At 40.5% G+C, this 3,249-nt stretch carries 1 protein-coding gene and 1 pseudogene; both read left to right on the forward strand.

Annotation, left to right across the window (positions count from 1 at the left end; translation table 11 throughout):
• The first annotated feature begins 575 nt into the window (after positions 1-575).
• Positions 576-1,751 carry a DUF1343 domain-containing protein gene (locus L652_RS0120110; protein WP_024597673.1) on the forward strand — a complete coding sequence of 392 codons (1,176 nt, stop codon included), beginning with the start codon at positions 576-578 and terminating at the stop codon, positions 1,749-1,751.
• Between the two features lie 9 nt (positions 1,752-1,760).
• Positions 1,761-3,249 (forward strand): annotated as a pseudogene (pbp4b, locus tag L652_RS01000000124205) (penicillin binding protein PBP4B); the annotation flags it as partial.

Consider the following 3,249-nt stretch of genomic DNA (forward strand, 5'->3'; position numbering starts at 1 on the left):
AAGCCGACATTAAGTCGGTTTTTTTGTGCCCGAAATAAAGTGAAATGTAGATTGATAACCTGTAGACGCTGAGCTTGCTCGCGTGGGAAGCGACAGCTTCTATTCCCCCTCAAAATATAATTTATAAGATTTTATTTGTTGGCAACGCCAGAAATAAGTAATTTATTCACAAAGAGGTTAAGAGGCGCTGCGCTTTTAGAGGTAGTAATAAAGCTAAGCTAAACTAATAAACTTGGGCTTATGTCTTCTCATTTACTTCTCTTTCGCTTCTCTTTGTGTAATAGATCTTTAAGTAGTTCATTGACCAAGAAATTAAATAACTAGAAGCGTTTAGCTCTAAGAAGGTTAAATACGGTCTTTAAGCTTAAAATGAGAGGTGGTATTTTCAAGTAAAACCAGCTCTAATCCTTAAATCCACACCCTGAGTTTATTTATCCGTTGTAGACGCTGAGCTTGCTAGCGTGAGAAGCGCCAGCTTCTAATCACAATATCTAAGCCCACTTAACCTTTTCTAAAGCTGCTCTTTAATGTTACCTATGTTATTTTAAACGCCTTGTTTAAAAGGATATTGCAGTATGTTTAAAACCCTATTTATTACGTTATTTTTTATTTTTAGCGCTATTTTTATTCCAAGCGTGCAAGCCAACGAAGCTAATAACTCTCTTGTGGTAGGTGCGCAGCAATACGCTAAATATTTACCGCAATTAAAAAATAAACGTGTAGGGCTAGTAGTCAATCAAACATCAATTATAGGGCAAACTCACTTAGTAGATGCTCTGCTGACTAAAAATATTAATATAACTAAAATTTTTGCACCTGAGCATGGCTTTCGCGGCGATCACGATGCAGGCGCGCATGTAAAAAATGCCGTTGATAGCAAAACCGGTATTCCGCTTATTTCTATTTATGGTAAAAATAAAAAACCAAGCCAAGCTGCTTTAGCCGATGTTGATGTCATTATTTTTGACATTCAAGATGTGGGAGTGCGCTTTTATACCTACATAAGCTCTATGCACTACATGATGGAAGCTGCTGCAGAGCAGAGGATAGAATTTTTAGTACTCGACAGACCCAACCCAAATATTGCCTACGTTGATGGACCAAGATTAGAGCCAGAATTTAAATCGTTTGTAGGCATGCACCCAATTCCTGTATTACACGGCATGACTGTTGGCGAACTTGCCAAAATGATCAAGGGTGAGGGCTGGATCAATAAAGCGCCCGATTTAAAATTAACTGTGATCCCTGTCGATCATTACACTCGCAAAAGTGCTTATAGTTTGCCTGTAAAACCTAGCCCTAATTTACCTAACGATCAGGCCATTGCACTTTATCCGTCGCTTTGCTTTTTTGAAGCAACGCCTATCAGTATTGGTAGAGGCACCGACTTTGCGTTTCAGGTAATTGGTTACTCGCCAATTACATTGGGCGATTTTAGTTTTACACCGCGCGCAATTAAAGGCGCTGCTTTAAACCCTAAATTTAAAAACCAAACCGTGCAAGGGCTCGATTTAAGACAAGCAAATATTACAGGTTTAAATTTAACTTACTTAATAAATGCGTACACGGATCTTAGTAAAAACAACATCTCGTTTTTTGAGCGCGCTGACTTTATGGATAAACTAGCGGGTACTAATAAATTGCGCTTAGCTATTGAAGCAGGGCAATCAGAAGCGCAAATAAAACAAAGTTGGCAGGCGGGGCTTGTGCAATTTAAAGCGCAAAGAGCGCCTTACTTGTTATATAAATAAGGGCTAAGCATGTTTATTGCTTTAAAAAATAAAAGGTGTAGTTATATAAAAAATGCATTTATAGCGGCGTTAAGCTTTATTATTGTGGGTTGTAGTACACCACCTGTGCCTATTAGCTCGGTGCTACCACTTACAAAAAGCCAACTTGTAGAGCTGCCTAATGCACAAGTGGTTGTAACGTTTCCTGAAGTAAATCCGAGTAGCCGGTTTTATGTAAATAACCGAGGAACGTTTAAAGCTTACAAAGGGCGCGGGCAATTATTAATACAAAACCACAACGCACAAAGCGCCGATATTTACATTAATAATCAAAAGCTCGACGTTAGCCAACTGAGCGCCAACACTCTATACAATTACAGTTTGGCAAAAAATACTCACAACGGTGTTAATACCTTTAAAGTTGAAAATATTCTCCCTGCTGGCGCAAGCTTAACACTGCGTTTTGCATTTCCTACTTTAAGTGATGAACCAAAAAAGCATATAGATTTTACTGAAGTAGACACATTAATTGAACGCGATGTAAAAGCAGGTTTTCCTGGGGCTGTATTGGCTGNGGAGAGCTAATAAAGTTAACCGCCTATGGCGATGCAAAACAATATCAGCAAAGTGACTTAATGCTACTTCGCCCAGAGCCAATGCAAACTAATACCTTGTTTGATTTGGCCTCAAACACCAAAATATTTGCCACCAACTTTGCACTTATGAAATTAGTAAGCGAAGGGCTATTAAATATTAATAAACCCGTGCAAAGCTACCTAAGCGAGTATAAAGGCGAAGGGCGAGTACAACGTACAGTAAAAGAGTTACTCACTCACAGCGCCGGATACCCGCCAGTATTTGACTTCCATCGCAAAGATGGCAGCTATGGCGACGCGTTTTATTCGCAAAACAGTAAAACCACTAAGCAGCTATTACTTACCAGCGTGCCTTTTAGCAGTAAATTATCTGGGCAGCATGTTTACTCAGATATTGATTACATGATTTTAGGCGTACTAATTGAGCGCGTTACAGGGCAGCCTCTTGACGAATACCTAGAGCAGCAAGTGTATGCGCCACTAAAATTAACTAACACGTTATTTAATCCACTTAAAAAAGGCTTTAAGCCGCAGCAATTTGCAGCCACTGAGCTTAGCGGCAACACACGAGACGGGCGTATTAAGTTTGATAATGTTCGCACCAATGTTTTACAAGGCCAAGTGCATGACGAGCGCGCTTATTATTCACTTGATGGCGTAGCAGGGCATGCGGGGCTATTTAGTAACGCCCACGACTTAGCCGTGCTTTGCCAGCTATTATTAAATAATGGTGGCTACGGCGACCAACAATTATTTAGTGCAAGCGCTTTAGCGCAATTTTTAACGCCGCAATCAAGCGATGAAACCTACGGGCTTGGCTTTAGGCTTGCCGGTAATAACCAAGCAAGGCGTTGGCACTTTGGTCCTTATGCAAGCGCGCAGGCTTATGGCCACACCGGTTGGACAGGCACAGTAACCGTAAT

It is taken from the genome of Pseudoalteromonas sp. TB25, from assembly GCF_000497995.1.
Taxonomy (GTDB): Bacteria; Pseudomonadota; Gammaproteobacteria; order Enterobacterales; family Alteromonadaceae; genus Pseudoalteromonas; species Pseudoalteromonas distincta.